Origin of the sequence: Chryseobacterium sp. KACC 21268 (assembly GCA_028736075.1) — a bacterium.
In the GTDB taxonomy this organism is placed as follows: domain Bacteria; phylum Bacteroidota; class Bacteroidia; order Flavobacteriales; family Weeksellaceae; genus Epilithonimonas.
In genome coordinates, this window is the sequence record CP117875.1 from 1,708,831 (window position 1) to 1,734,036 (window position 25,206).

At 38.6% G+C, this 25,206-nt stretch carries 24 protein-coding genes; 7 read left to right on the forward strand and 17 right to left on the reverse strand.

Going from position 1 to position 25,206, the window contains the following annotated elements; genetic code table 11:
* Window positions 1-13: 13 nt before the first annotated feature.
* From PQ459_08045 to PQ459_08110, 14 genes are all read right to left on the reverse strand, one after another.
* The gene (locus tag PQ459_08045; GenBank protein ID WDF48416.1) at window positions 14-1,195 is read right to left on the reverse strand and encodes a hypothetical protein; all 1,182 of its coding nucleotides are present in this window, start codon (window positions 1,193-1,195) and stop codon (window positions 14-16) included.
* Window positions 1,196-1,220: 25 nt separating this feature from the next.
* Window positions 1,221-2,057: a GMP synthase gene (locus PQ459_08050; GenBank protein ID WDF48417.1), complete on the reverse strand. Its 837-nt coding sequence runs from the start codon at window positions 2,055-2,057 to the stop codon at window positions 1,221-1,223.
* Between the two features lie 90 nt (window positions 2,058-2,147).
* Window positions 2,148-3,251 carry a carboxylate-amine ligase gene (locus tag PQ459_08055; GenBank protein ID WDF48418.1) on the reverse strand — a complete coding sequence of 368 codons (1,104 nt, stop codon included), beginning with the start codon at window positions 3,249-3,251 and terminating at the stop codon, window positions 2,148-2,150.
* A 191-nt stretch (window positions 3,252-3,442) separates the two neighbouring features.
* Entirely contained in the window at window positions 3,443-4,393 is a 951-nt protein-coding gene (locus PQ459_08060; protein WDF48419.1) for a hypothetical protein, read from the reverse strand.
* Between the two features lie 91 nt (window positions 4,394-4,484).
* Entirely contained in the window at window positions 4,485-5,198 is a 714-nt protein-coding gene (locus tag PQ459_08065; protein ID WDF48420.1) for an alpha/beta hydrolase-fold protein, read from the reverse strand.
* Between the two features lie 77 nt (window positions 5,199-5,275).
* A complete protein-coding gene (locus tag PQ459_08070) occupies window positions 5,276-6,469 on the reverse strand; it encodes an ATP-grasp domain-containing protein (GenBank protein WDF48421.1) in 1,194 nt (397 codons plus the stop codon).
* A gap of 63 nt (window positions 6,470-6,532) precedes the next feature.
* A complete protein-coding gene (locus PQ459_08075) occupies window positions 6,533-6,895 on the reverse strand; it encodes a hypothetical protein (GenBank protein ID WDF48422.1) in 363 nt (120 codons plus the stop codon).
* A gap of 36 nt (window positions 6,896-6,931) precedes the next feature.
* Window positions 6,932-7,219 carry a hypothetical protein gene (locus PQ459_08080; GenBank protein ID WDF48423.1) on the reverse strand — a complete coding sequence of 96 codons (288 nt, stop codon included), beginning with the start codon at window positions 7,217-7,219 and terminating at the stop codon, window positions 6,932-6,934.
* A gap of 30 nt (window positions 7,220-7,249) precedes the next feature.
* A complete protein-coding gene (locus PQ459_08085; GenBank protein WDF48424.1) occupies window positions 7,250-8,656 on the reverse strand; it encodes a leucyl aminopeptidase family protein in 1,407 nt (468 codons plus the stop codon).
* A gap of 65 nt (window positions 8,657-8,721) precedes the next feature.
* Complete coding sequence (locus PQ459_08090; GenBank protein WDF48425.1) at window positions 8,722-9,846, reverse strand: alpha/beta hydrolase-fold protein; 1,125 nt, start codon at window positions 9,844-9,846, stop codon at window positions 8,722-8,724.
* Window positions 9,847-10,079: 233 nt separating this feature from the next.
* On the reverse strand, window positions 10,080-11,840 hold the full coding sequence (locus PQ459_08095) for a discoidin domain-containing protein (protein ID WDF48426.1): 1,761 nt from the start codon (window positions 11,838-11,840) through the stop codon (window positions 10,080-10,082).
* Window positions 11,841-11,847: 7 nt separating this feature from the next.
* Window positions 11,848-12,360, reverse strand: coding sequence for a hypothetical protein (locus tag PQ459_08100; protein ID WDF48427.1), 513 nt, complete (start codon window positions 12,358-12,360; stop codon window positions 11,848-11,850).
* Between the two features lie 66 nt (window positions 12,361-12,426).
* Entirely contained in the window at window positions 12,427-13,431 is a 1,005-nt protein-coding gene (locus PQ459_08105) for a bestrophin family ion channel (protein ID WDF48428.1), read from the reverse strand.
* A gap of 23 nt (window positions 13,432-13,454) precedes the next feature.
* Complete coding sequence (locus PQ459_08110; GenBank protein ID WDF48429.1) at window positions 13,455-13,871, reverse strand: thioesterase family protein; 417 nt, start codon at window positions 13,869-13,871, stop codon at window positions 13,455-13,457.
* Between the two features lie 135 nt (window positions 13,872-14,006).
* On the opposite strand from PQ459_08110, the gene dnaA reads away from it, so the two are divergent.
* The 7 genes from dnaA to PQ459_08145 all read left to right on the forward strand — a co-directional run bounded on the left by dnaA (window position 14,007) and on the right by PQ459_08145 (window position 20,722).
* Complete coding sequence (gene dnaA / locus PQ459_08115; GenBank protein WDF48430.1) at window positions 14,007-15,461, forward strand: chromosomal replication initiator protein DnaA; 1,455 nt, start codon at window positions 14,007-14,009, stop codon at window positions 15,459-15,461.
* Window positions 15,462-15,557: 96 nt separating this feature from the next.
* A complete protein-coding gene (locus tag PQ459_08120) occupies window positions 15,558-15,998 on the forward strand; it encodes a low molecular weight phosphotyrosine protein phosphatase (GenBank protein WDF48431.1) in 441 nt (146 codons plus the stop codon).
* Window positions 15,999-16,037: 39 nt separating this feature from the next.
* On the forward strand, window positions 16,038-17,315 hold the full coding sequence (locus tag PQ459_08125) for a dicarboxylate/amino acid:cation symporter (GenBank protein ID WDF48432.1): 1,278 nt from the start codon (window positions 16,038-16,040) through the stop codon (window positions 17,313-17,315).
* A gap of 269 nt (window positions 17,316-17,584) precedes the next feature.
* On the forward strand, window positions 17,585-18,283 hold the full coding sequence (locus PQ459_08130; protein WDF48433.1) for an SAM-dependent methyltransferase: 699 nt from the start codon (window positions 17,585-17,587) through the stop codon (window positions 18,281-18,283).
* 84 nt (window positions 18,284-18,367) lie between these two features.
* Entirely contained in the window at window positions 18,368-19,519 is a 1,152-nt protein-coding gene (locus tag PQ459_08135; protein WDF48434.1) for an AI-2E family transporter, read from the forward strand.
* 138 nt (window positions 19,520-19,657) lie between these two features.
* Window positions 19,658-20,272 (forward strand): DUF1684 domain-containing protein, encoded by a 615-nt coding sequence (locus tag PQ459_08140; GenBank protein WDF48435.1) that lies wholly within the window; start codon window positions 19,658-19,660, stop codon window positions 20,270-20,272.
* Between the two features lie 72 nt (window positions 20,273-20,344).
* Window positions 20,345-20,722 carry a hypothetical protein gene (locus PQ459_08145; GenBank protein ID WDF48436.1) on the forward strand — a complete coding sequence of 126 codons (378 nt, stop codon included), beginning with the start codon at window positions 20,345-20,347 and terminating at the stop codon, window positions 20,720-20,722.
* A gap of 45 nt (window positions 20,723-20,767) precedes the next feature.
* Here the strand turns inward: PQ459_08145 and PQ459_08150 are convergent, their stop codons facing one another.
* From PQ459_08150 to PQ459_08160, 3 genes are all read right to left on the reverse strand, one after another.
* Window positions 20,768-22,915, reverse strand: coding sequence for a DNA mismatch repair protein MutS (locus PQ459_08150; GenBank protein WDF48437.1), 2,148 nt, complete (start codon window positions 22,913-22,915; stop codon window positions 20,768-20,770).
* Window positions 22,916-23,314: 399 nt separating this feature from the next.
* Window positions 23,315-23,818, reverse strand: a complete 504-nt coding sequence (locus tag PQ459_08155; GenBank protein ID WDF48438.1) for a YceI family protein — start codon at window positions 23,816-23,818, stop codon at window positions 23,315-23,317.
* Between the two features lie 69 nt (window positions 23,819-23,887).
* A complete protein-coding gene (locus PQ459_08160) occupies window positions 23,888-25,174 on the reverse strand; it encodes a hypothetical protein (protein WDF48439.1) in 1,287 nt (428 codons plus the stop codon).
* Window positions 25,175-25,206 lie beyond the last annotated feature (32 nt).

Genomic DNA, 25,206 nt, shown 5'->3' on the forward strand with positions numbered 1-25,206 from the left:
AAAAACTATTTGATTAATTCCCAAAAAACGCCATAGAACTCCCGATCCAAATCGCATCTTTCTTGTTAAAATCCACATTCACCATTGCAGCTTTTGTCATTCTAACAAGATTTACCAATAACTCCGGATCTTCTTTTTTCGGATCCCAACCAAAAAGCAAACGAATCTCTGCTTTGGAAAATTCGCCGTTGATGTCTTCGAAAAGTGGAGCGTAAGTTACTTTTCTTTGGAGAATGTAATTTTCTTTATCATCAATTTGGTCAATGATTTCCTGAGTTGGATTCAGGTTGACGCCACTTCCTGCGAAAGAGAAAAGGGGTTTTAATACAAAATTTTCAAGCGTTTCATTTTCTGGAAAATCAGACAGGAAATAACTCTTCGGAACAAACGCGTGTTTCAATTTTGGAAGAATATATTTTGAAACTTTGAAGAACCAATTCGGATGCGTGATCCATTCCACATCCACATCTTCACGGAAATCAAATTCTGTTTTCAATCCTTCGATCTTATCCAATTCATCAAAGATCACTCGATTGTAAATACGATTGATCGGAATTAATTTTCCATCTTTTTCATAAAACAATTTTTTGCCTTCCTTTTTAACTTTCGTCAGACAAACCGTTTTGATTCCCAACAATTGTTCTGTCAATACAAAATCAACCGACGTTTTTTGTTTCTCGGGATAGATTTCCAGCAAGATGACATTCTCTGGATTCTCGTCTCCAACAATCACAGCTTTCAATTTTTCAACGAATTCTTCCTGTGAAAGCGATTTCTTCAGATCATTAAGAAAAGGATAAACTTCTGTGATCACTCCCTCAAACAACCTTTGAAATCCAAACAAACTTGGAAACGCTTGCAACTCTATCAATTGTGGAATGATCTCGCCATTTTCATCTTGACAGATCCCAAAATCTATAGCTAGAAAGTGTGGTTTCTTGGTGTCATTCGGAACCTTGCAATTGGCGGGAATCGCTTTGCTCAATTCTTCATCAGACATATTTTTGATCTGCGTAATAATCGATTGTGAAGCGTCGTCCAGCTTATTCCAAAAATCGTTAGTGAGAAAAATCGGACTTTCAGAAAGACGAAACGCGGCTTCCTGACCGCATTTCTCTATGATTAGCTCATTTGTTTTCTGATATTTTTCCTGAGAAAATTCTTTGTTGAATTGAGTTCTGTATTTTGGGATCATAGTTTGTGTTTGGTGGTTTTTTTTATTAACTGTAAGCTAAATTTTTAGCGATCTGCTCAGATGCAAATTTCAAGAATCTTGGAACGATCTGCGCTTGTGTCAGAACAATCTTGTCATCATCATTCATTCTGTCGATGGTTTCCAGATATTTTTCCATTCCGAAGGTTTCGATCATTGCTGTTTTATTTTTGGCGTCTTCAAGATTCTTCACAAATCCAGTTGGATCTGCTTCCGGATGAAATTGTGTTCCGAAAATCTCATCAGAAAAACGAACGGCCATCAAAGCTCTTTCCAAATGAACTGTTGGACGGTATTTTTCCAAAGCCACGACTTTCATATCCAATTCATCTATTTTTTCCTGATTCGGCTCAATGCATTGATAACCTCGGGAATCTACTGCGTAGAAAGGGTCTGCGAGATTTTTGAACAAGAATTCTTTCTCTCCGTCTTCAGATTTGTGGATCGGCATCACACCGAAAGAGTACGATTTTCTCTTGCAAACATTCGCAATTCCAAAATGGATCACTGCCAATTGGAAAGAATGACAAATTAGAAATGCATATTTTTTCTGTTCACTTTTCTTGTTGTGATTCCAGATCTGGTCTAAGAAATCAGCGTATTTGTTTTCCCATTCATAGCCTTCACGGTGCGGATTTCCTGGTCCTCCGGAAGATAAAAATATATCAAAATCATTAATATCTGGCATCTCGTTTTTGTAACGAACGTCGAAGATCTCTACCGAAACATGATCATCAGATTGCTGTTGAAAAGCTTGAGATAATTCTTTAATATTGCGCATCCCTTGATTCGGATGGTTGTTATTCATATCCAAAAGCGCAATTCTTACATCATTCTTACTCATATTCATAAATTTTCTACAAAATTAAGAATTTTAAATTTGAGGGAGTTTTGAACCAAAATTCAAGTATGATTTACAGCTCATTAATTATAATTAAATCAATCCTTTTTCGGTTTCATAGATCATATAATCCACGACTTTTTTCAGGTCACCGCCACTTTCGTTGAAGACTTTCAGTTGTCGGTCTGCGCCAGTTCCCATTTTGCAGATTTCTCTCGCGTATTCCACTTCTTTTCTGCAACCCAAATCGTCAACAACGTCATCAATGAAAGCCAACAATTCTTCCAAAAGGTCACGGTAAGGAACGCTCGCTTCTTTGCCGAAGTCGATCAAGTGTGCATCGATTCCATCTTTTGAGGCGCGCCATTTGTTTTCGGTCAATAATAATCTTCTGTAACTTCTGTAACTCGTATTTTGCTGGTGCATTTTGTATATTTTTGCTACCAGAGACTGCATAATTGCCGCAAGACAAACGGTTTCGTCAATCGTCATTGGCATATCACAAATCCTGAATTCGATAGTCGGGTAGAAGGGATGCACTCTCAAATCCCACCAGATTTTCTTGGCATTGTCAATCGTTCCGGTTTTTACCATCAGATTTACATATGCATCAAATTCGGCAACACTTCCGAAGTAGCTAGGCAAACCTGTTCTTGGAAATTTAGCAAAAACTTCTTGTCTGTAAGATTTAAAACCCGTCAATCTGCCAACCCAAAAAGGGGAATTGGTGGACAAAGCATAAACGTGTGGCAGAAAATAACGCATCACGTTTTGAATTCTAATGCCTTCTTCACGGTCTGGAATTCCGATGTGAACGTGCAATCCAAAAATCAGGTTTGACCTCGCCACATCGCCCATATCACTCACAATTTTGTCATAACGCGCATCTTTTGTGATGACGTTATCTTTCCAATGCGAAAATGGGTGAGTTCCGCCACCAGAAACGCGCAAGCCTTGGTCGTGAGCGGTCTTTACAAGATGTCTTCTGAGGTCGGTGAGCTCCTGGCGCGCCTGCTGGATATTTTCACAAATTCCAGTTTCCATTTCCACCACAGATTCGTGCATTTCGTGTTTTAAGTTTTCACTTAGAACGGCTTTTCCTCCTTCGATGATTTTTGAAACGTGCGAGACCAAATCCCGCGTTTCGGCGTCTATAATTTGATATTCTTCTTCTACACCTATCGTAAATCTGTGCATATTATTTGTGTTTGTTAGTTAAAGTTAGTTAGTCGTTAGTTTTTTTTCAACATTGAATTACAGCAGCCCGACTTGAGCGGAAATCCTTTTTTGCTTTGACTTAAAGTTCTACTGAACCTGAAATCATCTGCAAAAAAGATTGGGAGCGGAAGGCGGAAATAGCTGCCATAACAATATGTCTAATTTTTATTTTAAAGTTTATTGGTCACAAATTTTCCCCAGTTGATATTCACTTTTCCTGGTTTGTAATCTTTTGCTTTTTCAATCGCCAATTTTGCAGAATGTTCTACAATCCAAGCGAAGTTTTCTTCACCAACGGAGTTTCTATCCGCATCTGGCGCTGGATTACAGAAGTCAATCGCGTAAGGAATGCCATCTCTCACAGCAAATTCCACGGTGTTGAAATCGTAGCCTAAAGCTTCATTCATTTTCAAAGTGTAATCTGTGATGGTTTTAAGCAATTTTTCTCTTGCCGCGCCTTCAGTTTGATGTGTAGTTGCATATCTCAAATGGTGTGGATTTCTCGGCTCGTAAGGCATAATGTGAACGTACTTTCTGCCTAAACAATAAACACGGTAGTAATCTTCAAAAACGATTTCTTCCTGCACCATCATTACCAATTGCTCTGTCTCAGCGTGTTTTGCCCACATATCTTCCGGACTTTCAACTCGGTAAACATTTCTCCAGCCGCCACCATCGTGCGGTTTCATATAGGCCGGAAATCCTACATAATCGAAAATATATTCCCAATCGTGTGGGAATTTCAGATTTCTGAATGAAGTTTCTGTAGTGTTTGTCGGTCTTTCATAAGACGGAAGCAACACCGTTTTTGGCAATGGAATTCCGATTTTCAGCATCAAGGCATTGTTGAAGAATTTCTCATCTGCGCTCCACCAAAATGGGTTGTTAATGACGTAAGTTCCGCTCACTGCCGCATTTTTCAGATAAGCTCTGTAGAACGGAACATCTTGCGAAATTCTGTCGATAATCACAGCGTAACCATAATCTGCGCCTTGTTCCAATTTGTCGATTTGAACTGGTTCCGCAATGTATTCGCCTTTGCCCAATTCATTAACCTTATCGATGAATGCCCACGGAAAAGTGTCTTCCATTCCGAATAAAATTCCAATTTTTTTTGCCATAATTTTTGTTTTTTGATTGTCAGAAATCCAAAGTTGAAAGTCTGAAGTTATTTTGATTTGTTATTATTTTAAATTTGAATTAAGCTTAGACTTATCCGAAAAATCTTCCAATAAATTTAGGGAAGACCATTCGCCAAAGCACCCAATCGTGGTCTATCCATTTTTGCTCGTCGTACCAATGGTTGATGCCTTTTGAGGTCAGGATTCCCGCCATCTTTCTCGTTGGTTCCAAGCAAATATCACGGTCGGAAGTGCTGAGGACGATGTGCATATGTTTGTACTTCCAAGCTTCATCATTCTTGATAAATTCGTCTGGACAATTGAAATAGATAAGTTGGTCGTCATAACCATCCATAAAACTTCTGATAGAAAATGCGCCAGACAGACAGAAAAGATGAGAAACCAAATCAGGAAACCTGAATGCGAAATTGGCGGCGTGATAACCACCGAAACTTGCGCCAGCCACCACTACACGATGCGTATTATGCGTTCTCTGAATGTACGGAATGAACTCCTGAACCAAAAACTGAACGTACATTTCGTAATTTCGGATTCTTTCGTAGGGTGAAATCCCTTTGTCGTAAAAACTGAATTTGTCGATGGTTTGGATATTGAACAATTTCAAAATTCCATTGTTGGTGAAGTGCGAGATGCTTCCATTGAGATGGAAATCCGCATTCTGAGTGTAAGAACCCTGCGAAGTCGGAAACATAATCACCGGAGTTCCAAAATGTCCGGTAACTTCCACCTGGAGGCTCATCCCGAGAATATGTGAGTAATAATCTGTATGTGTAATTTGAGGCATACCTTATTTATAAATGATGAATGATAATTGATGAATGATTAAATATTGAACCTTGAACCTTTAATTTAGTTCGTTGGTTAGTCTTTGGGAGGCAGAATATTCAAAATTTGCTCGGTGACGATTAAGGCTGCTTCGTCCAATCTTTCTTCAATGATATCAGCTGTTTTGGCCTTGTAAACAATTCCGATGTGATAGTCGATTGGTAAGAATTTTTCCACGTGCTCATTATTCAAGTCATCCGTGTTCGAGTGTTTTTCTTTGGCAAGCGAAACAATCAATCCGGAATATAATTTCTGAGTTTCTTCAACCGTGTATTTTTCGCCGTCCAATAATGCATTTTCCAATTTTGCCCATTCTCTCCAGATGTTGACGCCAGTTGCCGCTTCCACCATATCGGGAATGTGCGCGCCACCCACTCTGGATGAAGTTTCCAGAAAGTAGTATTGACCATCAATTCCTCGGATATATTCGCTGTGTGTTGCCCCATTTTGAATCCCGAATTTATCCAAAACCTCTTTGTTGATTTTTTCTAAACCAATCGCTTCTTCAGATTTTTTATCCAAAGTTTTGGTTCGGAAAACACCACCTTCGTGAGACACTTTCATTGGTGGAGAAAGGTATTTTGAGAAGCAGGAAAACACGATTTCTTTGTTGTAAATCAAACAATCCACGTGGTAGACATCGCCAGGTTTGAACGCCTCCAGTAAAAATTTGAAACGTTCGTCGCCCAGATTTTCTACCGCTGGCCAAAGTTCTTCGGCAGAATTTATTTTGATAATGCCACTGGCAGAAGCTTCGGAACGTGGTTTCAAAACCCAAGGTCCGGGAACATCCTGTGTGAACTTATGCAATTTTGCATCATTGAAAATCGATGAAAATTCGGGTACGGAAATCCCGTTGTCCTTTGCCTGTTGGCGCATTGCCAGCTTGTCTCGGAAATAACGGTGCGTCGTTTGTCCCATTCCCGGAATACGGTAGGTTTCACGAATCATCGCCGCTTTTTCCACATCAAAATCGTCCAAGGCAATCACCGCATCTATCTGATGATTTTTCATCAAATATGCAAAACCTTGCACCAGATGGTCCAGATTCCAAACCGAAGCTTCGATTTCCGGCATATAATAAACCTCGTCTATCGCGTGCCAAGGCCAGTTTTTTTCTTTCAGGTTTTCTGATGTGATGAGAATGACTTTGTTTCCAAGCTTTTTGCACTCGTCCATAAAGTCGTAACCTTTGTAATAACAGGAGATGCAGACAATTGTTTTTTCCATATTCGTTTATTTTTGTCGGAAGTCAGAAGTCGGATGTCCGAAGTCTGATTTCTTATTAGTTTTTTAAAAGCCGTAAGCTTCAATTCTTTCTTTGTATTTTTTCTTTTCTATGACCCAGATGACTTCATAACTTCCCGCTCCATCACTGTTTGACGAGTAGATGTATAAAATGTCATTTTTTTCATCATAATTTGCTCCAGCAAGGAGTAGGTTTGGCTCATACAAATTTTTCAAAGCAACATTCGGTAATGTTATTTTTCTATTATTAATTTCAATTTTAATTGATTTATACTCTTTTTTAGGAATATTTCCATCTGTTCCAAAAATTGGCAAATCATCAATTTTGTCTAATTGATTTGTATTCTTGTAGAAAGTCAACTTATGTTTTTCTCTTACAAAGTAGGTTCCACTGATTTCAATTTTCACATTTTCATCTCCCAATTCTATAACTCCACCATAATTTTATTTATGAACTACCGCTGTGAAATCAGTGATGAATTTGATTCTATCTTTATAAATGTATCCGTTTAATTCTTTTCCTTTCTTTTTATAATCAACATTTATCCAGTTACCATTAGGTTCAAAAGAATAGACTACAAAGCCATTTTCGAGTTTATCACAAATGTTGTTCCCAATTTCAGCCGTGCTTCTTACGTTTACAAAACCATCTTTATCAGAAATAATTGCAAATTGTCCAAAAGCCGTTTGAGACATTATCAAAATAAATATGAAACTTGCTATTATTTTCATTAATGATTAATGTTGTGTTTGCTCTAATGACTAATTATAATTCTCAATAAAATCCAAAAGCAACTGCACGCCATAACCTGTCGCCGCCTTATCTTTCGCATAACCAACATTTCCAAAAGCGACGCCAGCAATATCGAGATGCGCCCAATTCTGATGGCCTTCTATAAATTGTTCCAAAAATTTTGCAGCAACAATGCAATCCCCAAAAGGCTTCATCGAGATGTTCTTAAAATCTGCAACATCCGAAGTGAAATCATCTTTCCAGACATCCCAAAGTGGCAAATTCCAAAGTCGCTGATTGGTTTTATCTGCCGACTTTTCCAATGATTTTTTCAAATCGGCATTGTTGGAAAAGTAGGCGCCACAAGTGTAACCGAACATTCGAACGGAACTTCCTGTCAAGGTTGCCAAATCAATCAGAACATCGGTTTTATAATTCTTTGACAAGTACGAAAGTCCGTCTGCAAGCGTCATTCTGCCTTCCGCATCGGTGTCCAAAACTTCAATTGTTTTTCCATTGTAAGCCGTAATCACGTCACTTGGCAAATACGATTTTTCCGAAACTGCATTGTCCGTAATTGGCAGGATTGCAATGATATTCACCGGAAGTTTGAGTTCCGAAGCTGTAATCAAAGCACCAATCACAGCACTTGCTCCGCCCATATCACTTTTCATATAATGCAGATTGGCAGAGCCTTTGATGGAAATTCCGCCCGTGTCGAACAAGACGCATTTTCCAACCAAACCGATGGTTTTGGCGTTCTCATTTTCAGATTTATATTCCAAAATCGTGAAAGAGGCTTCCTGCGAACTTCCCTGATTGACCGCGACAAACGCGCCCAAACCTTCTTGGATGGATTCTTCTCGGTTCAATGATTTGTAATTCAAACCATATTTTTCTGCGGTCGATTTCAGAAATTCTGAGATTTGGTCCACCTTTTTATGGTTCGCAGGTTTGTTCAGCCACTCCATTCCAGCAAATTGCCCGTTGCAAAGGGCTTCGGTTTTTATGGACAAATTCTTCGCTTCATCTTCGGAAATATTTTCAAAATGAAGCTTAAAATTCTCCTGCCAAAATGGATGCGACTTTTCAAAAGGGTAGAGGTAAGTTCCCAAGAATAGACCTTTTACGAACTCTTCAATCAAATCAAATCCTAGTTTTGAATGAACCGAAGTCGGAACAGCCTGTAGATTTTTTTTATAATCGTTCGCAAATTTTTTCGCTACAGCCTGGATTTCAAAACCTTTTGAATCTTTCCCGATTCCAATGAAAAAATTGATTTCGTTGGAATCAGTTTTAATGAAAACCTCGCTTTTTTTTCCGTTGAAGAAATGTTCCGTATTCGGATAATTTGATTTTTCCTGCTCCCAATCGTCTTCGCTGAACAGGAATATATTTTGTGTGGTTGCTTCTTTTTTATTGTAGATTTTAATCATAATTGCTTTACTGGTTTCATAGGAATAAATTCCTATGCTAAATATGGGTCGTCCCGATGGGACTTTTAGTTTTTGATGTCATTTTCCAATTCATCTTTTGCCTTCACCGGACTTTCCAAACTGTCGATGAAAAGCCATTCTACAGCTCTTGGGAATTCCTGGGACCAATAGAATTCCTGATGTGTTCCTTGCTCGTTGATATTGGTTTTTACTTCAAAATCAAACAATTTCTGAGCATTCAATCTTTTCAAAGATTTCTCGAAAAGTCTGATTCTGCCGACCATTCTGGAACCTTCCTGTCTTCCGCCATACAGATAAACCTTGATTTTATAAGGATTGCTGAAGCTAATCATCGGAAAATCATTCTCTGGTTCTACCCAAAGCGACGGCGAAAAAATCAACAGTTTGGAATAGACTTCCGGATAGAGAAATCCACCATAAATACTAATCAAACCACCCAAAGAACTTCCACCGATTCCCGTATTTTCACGGTCTTTTTTGGTCCTGTAATTTTTGTCAATCCAAGGTTTCAACGTGTCGGTGATGAACCTCAGATATTTTTTGCCTTCCGCATCTTTTGTCACGGCATCGTTGTCAAAAATATATTCCTTAATTCTATCGTCGTTCCCGTGTTCAACAGCAATGACGATGAGTTCGCCTCGTCCATATTCTGCCAGAAGCGCCAACTTTTTATCAATTTCCCAATTGCCATAAGCCGAGCCTTCATTAAACAAATTCTGCGCATCCTGAAGGTAAAGCACAGGATAAGTTTTCTCAGATTTGTGATAATCGTAAGGCAAAAGCGCCCAAACTTTCCTGGTCTTATCGAGCTGAGGAATGTAAAAAGCCTCATCTACCAATTCCACCGTCGGGAAAAATTCCTTCTTGAAAGGTCCCCAGTTCAGTCGCCATTTTTCTATATTGACCTGGACTTTTTTGTCCTCTTTTCTTGCTTTTCTGTTGGGCGTAATGCTGTCATATTTGTCGATTTCTACATTTTCCCAACCGCCTTTTGTAAATTTAAATTCTATCTCATCACTCAGTTGTTCATCGGGAATATGGATGTAATAGTTGCTATCATCCAATTTTTCCAATTCAAATTTGGAATCGCGCGGATTCCATTTGTTAAAATTTCCGGTAATGAAAATCGCTCGGTCATCATTGTCTTCTGACTTCAGAAAAAACTCCATTCTTTTTTTTAATTCTCTTTAATGAGTTATAAATTTATAAAATTATTTCTATTAATCGAATAATGTTGAGTTTTTTTCTTTAAAAATATCGGTTTATTATTGAATATTAACCTAAAATTAAAAATCATTGAATTAATGAAAATTTAATATTTCGAAATCATATTAATAAAAATAAAAAAGCTTTCGAAGAATGACTCCGAAAGCTTGAATTTTTGATTAAAAAAGTTAAAAATTTATTCCGATTTTACAACCTCTGTTCTCTCAGAGATTCCGTTGGCATTGAAAGCTTCAATTTGGAAATAATAAGAATCTGTTCTGTCGGCTCCAGTGAAAAAGTATTCGTTTTTACCGTAAACCATTATGCTTCCGTACAATTTGTCCGGCGATTTTCCCCAATAGATGACGTAGCCGTCGGCGTCAGAATTCTGTTGCCATTTGAACCAGATGCTTCTTCTCTCGCCATATTTTTTCGGGTCTGCGCGCAATGGAACGAAGTTTTGAACTTTCGCAGGTTTTGCACCGGCACCTTTTCCAAAAACTCGGAATCCGCTCAATGCAAATTTTCCTGTTGGCATTTTCAGGTTTTCCATTTTTAGGAATCTTGCTTTTGCGGGTTTTTCAAGTTCGATGTAATCGTGCGGAACGTCGGTTTGGTTTTTGGATTTATCGACAATCACTGTCCATTTTTTGCCGTCATTGGAACCATAGATTTTGTATTGGTGCATTTTGCCAAGCGTTTTTCCCATAAACTCAGCATCCTGGTCCGCATAATTCACTTGGATGGCGTTGATTGTGGAAACTTCGCCCAAATCCGTTTGAAACCATTCTCCAGAATTTCCAGTTTTGGCGCTCCAATAAGTTTTAATGTCTTCATCCACCGCAAGATTCGCCTGATAACCACCCAAAGTTGAGGAAACCTGAACTGGTTTATTGTAATTCAAAAGCATCCAACCTGGGAACAATCCTTTCGTAAAATCTTTGCCTTGCGCATATTGCGGAAGCAAAGTCGGATAATCGCCGTAAGCGGTGTTGGTGTACATCACATCATCTTTGTCGAAGCCAGTTGGCCAGATTCCCAATCGTCTTTCAAAATTGTTTTTGGTCGAAATGAAAATCGTGGAAACGTGCCACCAATTCCCAAAATTATCTTCGAAAGTTGCTCCGTGGCCAGCGCCTCTCGCAAATCCGCCTGGTTTGTAGGAGAATGGATTATGTTGCTGATATTCAAAACCTTCCAATGGGTTTTTAGAAACGTAAACGCCGTCAGAATAACCACTGAATTCTGTGGCTGGCGCACCGTATTGCATATAATATTTGTCTTTGTATTTCGTCATCCAGGCACCTTCTACAAAGGGTTGTAGGAAAACATTGTCATTATATTCGCCAAATCTTTCCCAGCCGTGGTCTTCTGGTTTCAATCTTAAAATCGGTTTTACGAAACCTTCGGATTGCATTGTTTTGGTTTTGATTTCGGTTCCTAGAAGTGGCCATTCGTTGCTGGAACCCCAGTATAAATACAATTTGTTTTTGTCCTCATCATAATGAAAAGCTGGGTCCCAAGCACCAACTTTCAAAGTATCGACAGCGATTTTCCAATCGTCTTTGGTTGGATTGGTACTTTTCCAAATCGGGAAATCCTGTTCCCAAGTGGAACCGAAAACATACAATGTATCTTTCATCGCCCAAACTGCTGGAGCGTTCAAATCGTGGGTGTACTTATTATCGAGAAGGAATTTTCTGTGGACAAATTTCCAATTCAGCATATCATCAGAATGCCAATAACCTTCCTGATTGGTCGAAAATAAGAAAAGTTTTTTCTGAAAATTGACAATCACTGGGTCGGCCGTTGCGCGGTGTTTCCCTTGTCTGGAAAAAACCTCGAAAGGCGTGTAGCCATAATCGATGTTGATGGGATTGCAATAGGTTTTTTGTTGCGCCGAAATCTGACCGATGAAAAGTAAGATTGCGAACGTAAAAATTGTTTTTAATTTCATTTGAATTCTAAGGTTTGCTATAATGTTCAAGTGTGTTATTTACGAATCTGAAAGTGTCCTGTTTGATTTTCATGTTGTCTTCGATATCTCTGTAATAGAAAAGAATATTGTCTTTGTCATCAATCGTGAGTTTTTTACCAACTGATTTTGCTTCGTAGAATTTATCTAGTTTATAAATGACATATTTACCGCTTTTCAAAGTAATGATAATTGGGAAAAACTGAGATGGAGCGACATTGGTTCTGTTAAAATTATTAATAACATTAGCAATATAATCTTCCTCGCCATCTTGGTTAAAATCACCCTGATCAATTGTCAATACATCATTTTCTGACAAGAAATTTTCGAACTGAATGTCTTCAACGCCGTCTGGTCTGTAATATTTCATTTCATCGTTCACATTGAGCTTGTTGGTAAAGCTGTTTTTGCTGATGATGCTTTGCAGGGTTTTGAGGTCCATATCACTTCTGATACAGGAAACCAAGCAGACTGCAATTAATAAATAATAGAAGATTTTCATGAAAAAAAGATTTATCCCAAGTTATGTAAAAATGATGAAACTCGGCTTTTTATCTTATTAAAATTATCACATCAATATTCCATTGGATGGCTGGATTGCTTGTGGAAGGTTTGTTTCATTCAACATATCGCGCATATCGATTTCTATCATTCGGCTTATTTGTGAGATTGGAACATCATTAGCACCGCCTTCAAACGGGTTTTCGCAACTTTCACCGATCTGTTCCAAAACTAAAAAGACCCAACCCAACAACATACTAAAGGGAATCGTCAGCCAAATGTAATTGTTTTCCAATTTTGCAAATTCATTCAGAAAACCCAAAGGTAAGAGGATGCAGAAAAGATTGGTGAAGTAGGTATTGATTGTGGAAAACTGTCTTGGATAGGGAAAGTTCTTGATTCTTTCGCATCTGCCTTGTTGATCATAAAAATCTTTTAGCTGATTTTCCAACGCCGTATAATTAAAATCATTAACAGAACCAGACTCGTGAAGTTTCCTCAAGGTTTCGGATTGCAAGGTGATGATTTGCGTTGCCCGGTTTTTCTTTTCGAGAAGGAAATTGATCTCGTTTTGATCAATGTAATTTTTCAATTCTTCGCCAAGTTCACATTCCCATTCCGGAACTTTATAATATTGAAGATAACGTCTGTTGTAAGGTCGCGTTTTCACGTTTTCCCAAGCTTTCACCTCTCGCAATTGAAACCTCAAAGCAGTCAACCAAGCAAAATGACGATAGAACAATTCTTTGTGCAAGCGTTTTTCCTCATCAGAATTATTTTGTCTGATGAAATCTTTGATCATTATTCCAAAACTCCGACTGTTGTTGATGATGGAACCGTAGATCTGCCTCGCTTCCCAAAGCCTGCCATAGGTCTGTGTATTCCTGAATCCGGAAATAAAAGCGGTCGCAGTTCCCAAAAGTGCAATTGGAACCCACGGAATTGCCAGCCATTTCCACCCTAAAAAATAAAATAGCAATGTTGGAATTGTGCTGATGATGAGCATTTTGATGATTTTCTCGCGACTCCACATAATGAAGTGGGAAACTTTGTAGCGATTGGATGCGTTCATTCGTGTTTTTTATTAATTTAATTTTAAAGATTTGGATTCCATTTTTTCTCGATTAATTCCATCAAGTAATCTGGACATTTGACAATCTTTTTGGTTTCAGAATCGAGGAAAAATAGAGTGGTGGAAGCTTCTGTAATTTTTACATTTTCTTCATTATAAATTTCATAATCGAACTCAATTCTAATTCCCGGAATTTTTCTGATGTAAGTCCTGATTTCCAAAAGTTGGTCATAAAGTGCTGGTTTCAAATACTTAATTTTGTATTCCGAAACTGGCAAAAAAATTCCCCTTTTTTCTATTTCGTCATAAGACATTCCAAGGCTGCGAAAAAGTTCTACTCTGGCGACCTCAAAATATTCTGCATAGTTGCCATAATAGACGTATTTCATAGGGTCTGTTTCTCCGTAACGTACTCGTATTGAGGTGGTTGTGTGTATCATTTGTAGCGCTTAATAATTCATACAAATATATTTTTTAATAATCAATAGAGAAAAAATTTTTTTATGAAAATTAATAATTAGATATTTGTTGTCTTCTTAAAAAACTAAAATCTTACCGGAAATAGCAGCAGAAAAATGAATGAAAATTTAGTATTAATCTGGGATAGGTGTCTCCAATTTATGAGGGACAATCTAAACGCAGCGGAGGACAACACAGACCTCAAAAAGTTAGAAAACTCTTTCGACTTGTTATTTGATAAAGTTCAGCCAATTTCTTTGGTGAACAATAATCTTACGTTGCTTGTTCCTAGTGATTTTTACAAAGAATATATCGAGGACAATTACTTGTCTTTACTGTCTGCTGCGCTTAAAAAAAATATCGGTAAAGGGGTGAAATTGTGGTATTCTGTGATGGAAAACAAACCATCTGGGAAGGAAAAACCAATTACGATGAACGTAAAAGGGATTTCTACACAACAACCTAAGATCCAAGAAGCGAGACCAGTTCTTAGAGAAAATAACGTCAATGCTTTTGCGGTGCCAGGCATCAAAAAGATCAACATTGATTCTAACCTGAAAGCCGACCAATCTTTTGATAATTTCATCGAGGGAGAAAGTAACAAGTTTGCTTCAACCGTTGCGAGATCGATTGCGAAAAGACCTGGTTCTACGGCCTTCAATCCATTGTTTGTTTACGGAGGTTATGGTGTTGGGAAAACGCATTTGGCCCAAGCGATTGGTTTGGAAGTGAAATCGACTTATCCGGAGAAAGTGGTTTTGTATCAATCTTCAGAAAAATTCATTCAGGATTTTGTGAAAGCGGCGAAGTCCCAGAACAAGACAGATTTTCAACATTATTATCAGATGATCGATGTTTTGATCATCGATGATATTCAGTTCTTGTCTGGTAAAGCGGCGACACAAGACAGTTTCTTCCATATTTTTGATTATTTGCATCAAAACGGAAAACAGATCATTCTAACTTCTGATAAGGCACCTGCTGATATTCTTGATACTCAGGAGCGTATTATTTCCCGTTTCAAATGGGGACTTTCTGCAGAGATCAAATCACCAAATTTCGATACGAGAAGAAAGATTATCGTTGATAAATTAAGTCGCGACGGAATCGAATTGACAGACGATATGCTGGATTATCTAGCATCGGAAGTTAAGACAAATGGTGTAAGAGAACTGATCGGCGTTGTAAATGCCGTTATCGCTTACTCAACAGTTTATAAATCTGATTTCAGTCTTGACCTATTAAAAGACACCATCAATAAGTTAGCGACGACTCAGAAGAAAACCATCAATATTCCTTACATCCAAGAGATTGTTTGTGATTATTTCGGGATTCAAAGAGAGCAGCTATTGTCTAAAACTAGAAAAAGAGAAATCGCGTTACCAAGACAATTGGCTATGTATTTCGCAAAAGAATATACCAATGCAACTTTCACGAAAATTGGTGAGGAAATGGGTGGAAAAGACCACTCAACAGTGATGTACGCTTGCGACACCATTCGAGACGTTTCGAAGATCGACAAAGAGTTGAAAAAATACATCAAGGATCTGAAAGAAAAGATCGCTCAATAACAAATACAAGGATTTAAATTTTTTTAAATCCTTTTTTTATTTTTAAATTTAAAGTCATTTTACTTTTTAAAATACACATTTTACAGTTTTATTATTATGAAGATTTTAATGGTTTGCCTCGGAAACATTTGCAGAAGTCCTTTGGCAGAAGGGATTTTGAAACATAAATTAGGAGACGATTATTTTGTAGACAGCGCTGGAACGATTAATTACCACGAAGGAAGCCAGCCAGACGAACGCTCTATAAAAACCGCAACCAAAAACGGGATCGATATCTCTACCCAAAAATCCAGACCGATCACAAAATCAGATTTTGATAAATTCGATTTGATATTCTGTATGGACAAAAACAATTACAAAGACGTTCTGAAACTCGCAGACGATTCTCAGAAACACAAGGTCAGATTGATCTTGGATAATGAACTCGAAGTTCCAGATCCCTATTTCGGCGGAATCGACGGTTTTGATAAAGTTTACAAAATGCTCGACGAATCTTGCGAAATAATTGCCGAAAAAATCAAGAACAATAGCATATAACTCGCAAACAATTCTAAATTTGTAAGACAACATTTTCTTATGAATTTTGACATTGAACAAAAACCGCTGAAGCCAAAAAAATTCTATCAGCATCTCTATATTCAGGTTTTGATAGCCATTATTTTCGGCGTTTCGCTCGGTTATTTTTATCCAGATGTAGGCGAGAAAATGAAACCTTTGGGCGACGGCTTCATCAAGTTGGTAAAGATGATCATCGCGCCCGTGATCTTCCTCACCGTTTCCACAGGAATTGCCGGAATGAGCGACCTCAAGAAAGTCGGACGAGTTGCGGGAAAGGCTTTCATCTACTTTTTTACATTTTCCACGTTAGCGTTGATCATCGGTTTGATTGTCAGTAATGTCGTTCAACCAGGAAAAGGTCTCAACATCGATCCAAGTACTTTGAACAGTGCAGAGATCGATCAATATGTCAAAGCTGCGCACCACAACTCGATGGTGAATTTCATCTTCAACATCATTCCCGAAACCTTGTTCAGTCCTTTGACGGGCGATAATATTTTGCAGGTTTTGTTGGTCGCGATTTTATTCGGAGTCGCACTGGCTATCACTTCCGAGAAAAGTTATCCCATTTACGATTTCCTTCAAACCTTGACAATCCCGATTTTCAAAATTGTTGAAATTCTGATGAAACTCGCGCCTATTGGTGCTTTCGGCGCAATGGCTTTCACGATTGGCAAATATGGTTTGGAATCTTTGAAAAATCTAGCGATGCTCGTCGGCACATTCTACGCTACTTCCGCTTTGTTCGTAATTTTGGTTTTAGGAAGTGTCGCTTGGTACAACGGTTTCAATATTTTCAAATTCCTAAGATATCTGAAAGACGAAATTCTACTCGTTCTCGGCACAAGTTCCTCTGAGCCAGCACTTCCAGGATTGATGAAAAAACTCGAAAATGCTGGTTGCGAAAAAGGCGTTGTCGGTCTCGTAGTTCCGACGGGCTATTCCTTCAACCTCGACGGTACCAACATTTATATGACTTTGGCGGCGCTTTTCATCGCTCAGGCTTGCAACATCGATCTGAGTTTGGAGCATCAGCTCGGTTTGCTTTTGGTCGCGATGTTGAGTTCCAAAGGTGCGGCAGGCGTTTCCGGCGCGGGATTTATCACATTGGCAGCCACTTTGGCGGTAGTTCCCGAAGTTCCAATTGCGGGGATGACCTTGATTCTCGGCATCGACAAATTTATGTCCGAATGTCGCGCATTGACCAATGTCATTGGAAATGCCGTTGCTACCGTTGTCGTTTCCAATTGGGAAAATCGTTTGGACAAAGATCGATTAAAAGAAGTTTTGAATTAGATTTGTAGTGACAAATTTTTGGGCAGCTTTATCCGCCTTCCACTCCCGCTATTTTTTGCCAAAGCTTTTACCAGCACCAAAAAATGAGCTCCGTTCAAGTCGGGCTGCAGATCCAACATAGATCAAGTGTCAACATTAAAATGTAATTTTGTCATTCCATAGGAAACCAAATGAAGTGGTTCGACCAAGTCAATCTAAACCCTTAAGATTTCTACGGAATAAGAAATATCGTAAATACATTTTACATTATACTTTTTACAACAAAAAATATGCTTTACCTTTTACCAGCTTACCTTTCAGAAAATTCTCCAATCGATTATTTCGCCCCAACGATCAAAGACATCATTATGAATGTCGACCATTATTTTGTGGAAAATGAAAAAACGGCAAGAAAAGTCATTAAGTTTTTCGCTCCGGAGAAAAAACAACCAGAACTCAAATTATTTCTCCTTGACAAATATTCCGAAACGGCGGATCTGAAAGAAGCGCAAAAACTGATGAAAGAAGGCGTAGATTTCGGATTGTTGTCAGAAGCTGGTTTGCCCTGCATTGGAGATCCGGGAAATATTATCGTTGGTTGGTCGCATAAGAACAACGTAAAGGTCATTCCTGTCAACGGACCAAGTTCTTTCGTTCTGGCTTTGATCGCTAGCGGATTTAATGGTCAGCAATTTTCATTCAACGGTTATTTGGCAATCGAGAAAGATAAGAAGAAAAAGGAGATTCAACAGTTGGAAAGTCTGGTGGAGAAAACGGGATTCACGCAGATCTTTATGGAGACGCCTTACCGCAACAATCCACTTTTCGAAGATTTGACGAAGTTCCTAAATCCAAATACAAAACTCTGCATCGCCTCCAATATCAACGATCCGGAAAATGAATTCATCAAAACAAGAACCATCAACGATTGGAAAAAAAACAAACCGGAATTGCATAAGATTCCCACAGTTTTTCTGATTGGGAAATAAATCAATAAAAGAAGTTAGAGGTTAGATGTGAGAAATTAGTCTAACTTCTAATCTCTAAAACCTAAAAATCTAATACCAAATTATATGAATCAAACCTATCCTTTTTATGTAAAACTTTCCTGCATATTGATCAGTATTGTGATCTTGGGATTCCTTGCTATCATTGGCGAACAGATTTTGATTCCGATGGTTTTGGGATTGTTGATCTCGATTTTGTTGATGCCTCTCAGCCGATTTATGGAGAAGCGATTGCGGTTTCCGCGAAGTCTTTCTTCGATTCTGGCAAGTCTTTTGGCGTTGGCAATTATTGGTGGTGTGATCTACGTGTTGTCGCTCCAAGTGGCGAAGTTGGCGAATGATTGGCCATCATTTCAAAAGCAGTTTGTGGATTTGATAGATGATCTTCAAGGTTGGATTTCCAGAACTTTTGGTGTGCGGAGAAAAGATCAATTGTTATATCTGAATGACACGGCGAAAAAGTCGATCAGCACCGGAACTGCGATTCTGGAAAGAGCCTTGAAATCCATTGGTTATGTTTTGATGTTGACAGGTTTTACGTTTTTGTTTACGCTTTTTTTCCTTTTGTACAGAACACATTTGCTCAAATTTTTGGTCGCCAGTTTTTCTGAAACGTATCACAAAACGGTTTTTGAGATCATTGATAATATTCAGTTTATGGTGAAGAAATATTTGGTGGGACTGTTTCTCCAAATGTTGATCGTCACGATCTTATCATTGATTGCTTACACGATTATCGGCGTGAAATATAATTTTATGCTCGCCATTCTCACGGGGATTTTGAACATTTTACCCTATATCGGAATTCTGATCGCGTTGCTGATTGGCGCATTGATTACGTTTGCAACCGCAGGAATCAGTCACGTATTGTTTATTGTGATTGCCATTGTCGTGATCCACGCCATCGACGGCAATATCATAATGCCGAGAGTTGTCGGTTCCAAAGTGAAGATTAATTCTTTGATCGTGATCATCGGTTTGGTGATTGGCGAGATGCTTTGGGGCATTGCTGGAATGCTTCTCACGATTCCGATCTTGGCGATTCTGAAAATCATTTTTGATAGAGTAGAAGGTCTGCAATCCTGGGGATTCCTGATGGGTGAGGATGATGATGTTCCGGTCTTCAAAGCGACGTTTGACAAATATTTTCTGGTAAAGAAAACCAAGGTGACGAATGTGGAAATCATTTCTAAGCCTGAAGACGAGATCGGGAAATGATTTGGAAAAATTTTAAAAAGAAATAGAAATCCCGCAACCCGACTTGAACGTAGCTCATTTTTTGTGGCTGGAAAAGCGATGGCAAAAAATAGCGGGAGTGGAAGGCGGATAAGTTGCCCCAATAATTAAAAATTAACTATGAAAAAATTAAGTCTTCTAATGTTGTTGCTTTCTGTATTTTGGAATGCGCAGACGAAAAAGGAAAATCTGAAAGCTGTAGAAAAGTTCCAAAATGAGCTGAACGCAGAATATCTCAACCCAAAAGAATCGCCATTGCGAGGGGACAATTTGACGAATTTCAAAAAGCATCCGTTCTTTCCAGTCGATCTAAAATATCGGGTGAAAGCAAAATTGACCAAGACGGAAAATCCCGTTCCGTTTGAGTTGGCGACTTCTTCTGGCCGTTTTCAAAAATATAGGGAATATGGGACGGCGGAATTCGAAATTGATGGGAAAAAGTACGCGCTGACCATCTATCAAAACTTGAGACTCATCGAAATGGAGAAATATAAGGATCATCTTTTCCTGCCTTTCCGCGATGAAACGAATGGAAAAGAAACCTACGGAGGCGGAAAATATATGGATTTGAGAATTCCGAAAGGTGATGAAATAGTTTTGGATTTCAACCAATCCTATCAGCCGTTTTGTGCTTACAACGCTTTTGATTACAACTGTCCAATTGTTCCGGAGAAGAACAAATTAGCTGTGAGAATAGAGGCTGGCGTGATGTACGAGGATGTCTATCATCATTAGAATTTGAACTTTAACGTTCCTTAACAGCGCATTAGCACGAACCTTGGAACTTATCTTTCAAATCAAAAAATTATGACTGATAAAAAAGTAGCCGGACTTTGGATAGACGGCAGAAAAGCAATTGTAGTAACGAATCACGATGGACAAGATGTTTCAGAATTTGAAGTGAGAGAAACGGTGAAAGCAGATGTTCAACACGGAAATTCTAACGAAAACGCGGCGAATAATGTAGAACAAACCAACAAAGCGAAGTTCTACAAGGAAATCGAAAAAATCATCACCAACAGTACAGATCTTTATGTGACTGGGCCAGGAACTTCTCAGGAAGAATTGAGAAATCACCTTTTGGACACAGCGCAATACAAAAATCTGAATATCAAACTAGGAACGGATTCGCAACTCAGTGAAGAGCAAGTTCTGGAAGAAGTGAAATCTCACTTCAACGCATAAAAAATGAAAACGATCCCGAAACTTTGGGATCGTTTTTTTTTTGGTTTAAATCCTCTCCAATTCCCCAGAATCAATCGTCGTTTTGAAAGTTCCATAGTTCACGGTGACTTTATTTTTCTTGATTTCGTCAATCGTTCCAACACTCGCACTGCCTTTGATGCGGACGCGCTGACCGACTTTCATCCAAATCGCACGTTCTGCAACACGTTTTTCTTCTAATTTTTCGTTGGTTTCTACGATTTTTTCCTGAACATCTTCTTTCTTGAGTTGTTGCGTTATTTTTCGTTTGATGACTTGTAGGCGTTTGCTTTCGTCTTTGTCCACGCCGATTTTTCGGAACTTTTCCTGTTCCAAGATCTTCACGAAATCTTTCACCACATCTTTTCGTGATTTTCCTTTCACATAACTGTCGATGAAGGATTCTATCTTGTTTCCGAACTGTAGTTTGCGGTGTTCGTCTTCATACAATTTTTGGAAATTATGAAGTTTTTGCTGAAGTTGCTCGTTCAGCTTTTGAAGATTATCGCGCTTGTCTTCTACAGAATCTCGCTTTTCCGAAAGATCGGATTTGATCTTCTCAACCTCGAATTTCTCCTGCTGAAGTTTGACGATGGTCTTATCAAGATTTACAATATCGTGTTCTACTTTTTTCTTGGCAGAATTGATGATGAATCTCGGAATCTTGTTTTTCTCCGCCACTTCAAAAGTGAAAGAACTTCCAGCTTGTCCAACTTCCAATTTGTATAATGGTTCAAGGGAATTTTCATCGAAAAGCATTGCGGCGTTTGTAGCTGCGGGAAGATTTTCCACGACTAGTTTGATGTTCGTGTAATGCGTCGTGATAATCCCGAAACTTTTTTTGTCATAGAAGAATTCGAGGAAACTTTCTGCCAACGCGCCACCCAATTCCGGATCGGAACCAGTTCCAAATTCATCGATCAACAAAAGCGATTTTCCGTCGGCCTGTTTGATCATTCCGGACATTTTTTTCAGTCGGGAAGAGTAGGTGGAAAGGTGATTTTCAATGGATTGATTGTCACCGATATCCGTCATTATTTTCTCAAAAAAGAACATTTCCGATTTTGGATGACAAGGAACCAAGATGCCACTCTGAATCATCAATTGCAACAATCCAACGGTCTTCAGCGTGATGGATTTTCCACCGGCGTTTGGTCCGGAGATGCAGACAATTCGGTTGTGTTCCGTCAAGGAAATCGTTTGTGAGAAGATCTCTTTGTTCTCCGCTTTGTTCCTGATCCAAAGCAAGGGATGAAAAGCTTCTCTCAATCTCAAAGTTTGATGGCGATTGATCTTTGGTAAAATTCCATTCACTTTCTCAGCGAATTTTGCTTTGGCTCGGATCAAATCTAAATCAAAAATATAAGTTTGATAATCTGAAAGTTGCGGTTGGAATTCTGCAATTTCGGCGGTCAGTTTTCTAAGGATCTTATCGATTTCTTTTTTCTCTTCTTCCTGATTTTCTTTCAGTTTGAAATAATGTTTAACGACACTTTCCGGCTGGATAAAAGTAATAGAACCTGTTTTCGAAATGCCCAAAACTCTTCCGTTGACTCTTTTTTTGAATCCGGATTTCACGGCCAAAACTCGTTGATCTTCAATAATGCTTTCCTTGATGTCATCCAAAAAATCACTTTGTCCGTAGTTGAAAAGAGCTCTGTTGAAGTTTTCATCAATGGTTTTTCTCGCGTGCTGAATTTCTGTTCTGAGGACTTTCAGAATCGGCGACGCTTCGGTTTTTACGTCTCCGAAACGGTTAAAGACCTTGTCGATTTTGTCAACAATTTCTTTTCGGAATTCCAAATCTTTGATCTCTTCCAGAAGAGTTGGGAAAAGCTCTGAAAGTTGAGGGAAAAATCTTTGCAATTTCCCGATCTGCTCCGTCATCGTTTTGATTCTGATGAAGGATTTGTTTTCCAATCGGAAATTCTCGATCAGCATCAGTTTCAATTCTTCTTCGATGTCCTCGTATTCGTTGAAGGGAACAGCGGTTGAGCTTTCGAAGCTTGAAAGGAATTCTGAGGTTTTTTTCAAGGATATTTCGGCTTCGTCTATGGGCATTGGACGAAGTTCCATTATTTTGTCTGCCGTTTTTGGCGAGAATGCGAAAGGAGCGATCTCCGAAAGAAGTTCCGGAAATTCTAATTCATTAAGGTCTGCTTGATTGATATTCACAATGCAAATTTACGAATTTGAAATGTTTTAAAATTTGAAAATTCATATTTGAAATTTCTTTCAGAAATTGAGTTTTTATATGTCTTCGAGAGCCTCAGACTGACAGCTTTGGATCTTGGAATTTAACTTAGTCATTTTCTTTTTTTGAATAATGAGTTTTTAAATGGATATTGTCGTTTGATTTTGAAATAGAATCGTCGATCATTGCGAAGCGCAGCCCGACTTGAACGGAGCTCTTTTTCTTTTCTGTTGCTTGGACTTGGGTTTGGAAACAGAAAAGAAAAAAGCGGGAGTGGAAGGCGGAAAAGCTGCCCAAATAAATCATTCTACAAAAAACAACACCACCAGAAAAACCAGCGATGTTGCATTGAAAAATCTAATTGTATGAAAAAGTATTATTTAAATTTTTGTTGCTAAGCTGAATGTCAGATCCAGATCATCTTTTACGACGATCATTCCGCCCATTTTTTTCGGTGGTATGATGTTGAAATCACTGAATTTTACATTCTTCCGGCCAATCATTTTGTTGTTTTCTACATTGAATTCTACGTTGTATCTTTTGCTTTGATTCATCATTCTTACTTCTACGACTGCATTGTAACTTTTTTGAGTCTTTGTAAAATGGATGATCTTGATGGTCATTTCCGGATATTTTTCCGCATTTAAAATCTTCTGAAAATCTTTGGTCATCATCTTATTTCCGCATTCGAAATCTGTGACTTTCAGAATGATATTCGGAAGGTTTTTGTCAGAGAGGGAAAAAACGCCATCATTTTTGAATTTGCTGTTGATGCATTGGAAACTATTGACATTTGTGCTACCATTGATTTTCACAAAGTTTTCCTGTGCTTTTACTTTTATGATTGAGATTAATAAAAGAATTAAAATATAGAAAGTTCTCATGATTTTTGATTTTAAAGAAAGCAGAGGATTCCCGGGAGTTTCCTCTGCTACTATTAACTAACTAAATATTTAAAAAGAGATCACAGCTTCCAACATAAATCCGTTGAACTTACCATCGCTTTTGATGTTGGTTGTAGGATATCCGTCGTATTTCTGATTCACATACTCCAGTTTTGTCAGGATATTCTTGGTCATAAACCAGCCTCCGCCAATGTTGTATCTGTCCACGCTGATGTCTTCGCCACTGATGAGTTTTCCGTCCACCTTGTTGTATCGCCCTCCAAAGTAGAAGTTTTCGTCGTTACCAAATCTGTAAAGCAACTCTGCTGCATATTGGTTGTAGGTTCTTCTTTCGGTCTCGGCAAGGTTGCGTCCTGATGCAGATTCGAAGATTCCGAAAAATTCCAGTCCTTTGTATTTCACAAATGGATTGATCATAAATGAGGTCAAAGTGTTTTGGAAATCCGGATCTACCATTCCGCTTCTCATTTGGGCAGAAGAAGTGGCTGCTGTATTTTCCATCACGAAGTAATACCTAGATCCTGCTCTGTCTCCATTGTAAAAGTCTAGTCTTGGTGCTCTTGCAATGTTGTAGGCAGAACCTGTCAATCTTACTCTCAGATCTTCATTGACTTGTTTGTCGTAGCCTATCTTTCCGTAGATTCCCGGACTTGTGCCTCCGGTTGCGGTTTGATTCAATCTTCCATTGGTCACACCACCCATTACAATGACGCCATTTCTTCTGTAATAAACCTCTGCGAATGGAAAGGTTGCATAGGCATCCATTAGATAATTTCCGACAAATGGATTCATGATAGCGTAGGCATTGTCTGATCGTCTAAGTTGCGCATCACCGTAGTTGATTTGGTCTTGTCCTATTTTGATAGTTGTATATTTCATAATATCTTCAGCAAAACCTTTTTGGATGAAATCCAACTTGTCGATTTGCAAGTAGCCGCCTTTTACATAAGTTTCGTTGTGGTGACGAGAAGATAGAAAAGTTCTCAAGTGCAAGTTCACACCATCATACAAAGCAACGTCCAAGTCTAAGTTTGCAGTTGGAAGGTTGATATTATTTCCTAAGTCAAACAACTGATTTGTATTTACGCCAGCTGTATTGAGAACTGGAGTTGCATTATTCTCGTGTTTCAATCCCTGGAATTGAAGAGCAAATGCGCCACCCACTTTTACTCTCAAGTGGTCAAAGGTTGAAACGGTATCTTTTGGATTTTCGAAAACTGTCAATCCGCGTTTGTCTCTTGGTTTCAGATTGTCTAGTTTTCCTTCCTGAGCGAATCCGAATGTTGCGGTTAGTAAAGCAGCGATGAAGCCGGCTTTCAGTAGATTTCTTTTCATGATATTTAACTATTTAGTTGTTGTTATTTTAA